1 protein-coding gene is annotated in these 1,428 nt (G+C 74.9%); it reads left to right on the forward strand.

Annotated features, from left to right (window positions below):
• The coding region (locus ACZ5CR_RS45150) for an ABC transporter permease (RefSeq protein ID WP_468869447.1) at positions 1 to 701 on the forward strand (701 nt) is incomplete at its 5' end.
• Positions 702 to 1,428: the final 727 nt, after the last annotated feature.

A 1,428-nucleotide genomic window follows, 5' to 3' on the forward strand; every position in this document is an offset into this window, starting at 1 on the left:
CGGCCGACCGCCTCGGCATCACGGAGCCGGGCCAGCAGGGCTGGGTGGACGACCGGTACTTCACGGTCGTCGGCATCCTCGACCCGCTGCCGCTCTTGCCCGACGTGGAGCGCTCGGCCCTCGTCGGCTGGGAGGCGGCGAAGAGCGAGCTCGGCTTCGACGGCCGCCCCACGTCGGTGTACGAGCGGTCGACGGACGCCTCGGTGCACGAGGTCCGGAGCCTGCTCGCCGCCTCGATCGACCCGGAGAACCCGCGGAACGTCCAGGTGACCGACCCGTCATCGGCGCTCAAGGCGAAGGCGGCGACGGAGGGCGCGTTCTCGACGCTGCTGCTGGGCCTCGGCGGGATCGCCCTGCTGGTGGGGGGAGTCGGAGTCGCCAACACCATGATCATCTCGGTCCTCGAGCGCCGGTACGAGATCGGTCTTCGCCGCTCGATGGGTGCGACGAAGGGGCAGATCCGGATCCAGTTCGTGACGGAGTCCTTGATGCTGTCCGGCCTCGGCGGCCTCGCGGGTATCGCCCTGGGGGCGGCGGCGACGGGCGCGTACGCGGTGTCGGGCGGACTCCCCTGGGTGGTCCCGCTATGGGCGGTGAGCGGCGGCTTCGGGGCGACGCTGGTCATCGGCACGGTGGCCGGGCTGTACCCGGCGGTACGGGCGGCGCGGCTTTCCCCGACGCTGGCGCTGCACGCGGCCTAGCCGGCCGGGCGGGCGGTTTTCAGGGCTGCCCGGGTTCCGGCTGGGCGGGCGGTTTTCGGGGCTGCCTGGGTTCAGTCGGCTGGGTGGGCGGTTTTCGGGGCTGCCCGGGTTCCGGCTGGGTGGGCGGCTCTGGGCTGCCTGGGTTCCGGCTGGGCGGGCGGCTCTGGGCGGGCTGCCTGCCGGGGTCCAGTCGGCTGAGGGACGGACTGGACCACCGCTTCGCGGCGGATTCTCCCCACCCGCCCACCCGATCACCCCGCGGTGCATCGGGTGGGTGATCATCCGCTGCGGGGCAATCGGGCGGGTGGGCGGGAAAGATCCGCCGCGAAGCGGCGGCCTTGAACACCCGCTCACCGGCGGGAAGGCGGCGGCGCTGAATACCCCCGGCGGGAAGGCGACGGCCTTGAACGCCCGCCCCCCCCGGCGGGAAGGCAGCGGCCCTGAACACCCCCCCCCGGCGGGAAGGCGGCGGCGCTGACCCCCCCCCGGCGGGAAGGCGGCGGCGCTGAACACCCCCCGGCGGGAAGGCGGCGGCCCCGAACACCCCCGGCGGGAAGCGGCGGCCCCGAACCCCCACCCCCCCCGGCGGGGGAGCCGTCAGCCGCCCAGCGCGTGGGCCAGGTCAAGCGAAGCCGCAACCCTCGCCGAGACACTCTCCGCGTACGCCGCGTCCGCTCGCTCGAACTGCGTGCGGCTCGCGCCCCGGAGGAACGTCACCACCCCCAGC

This window comes from Streptomyces sp. NPDC031274 (assembly GCF_055570235.1).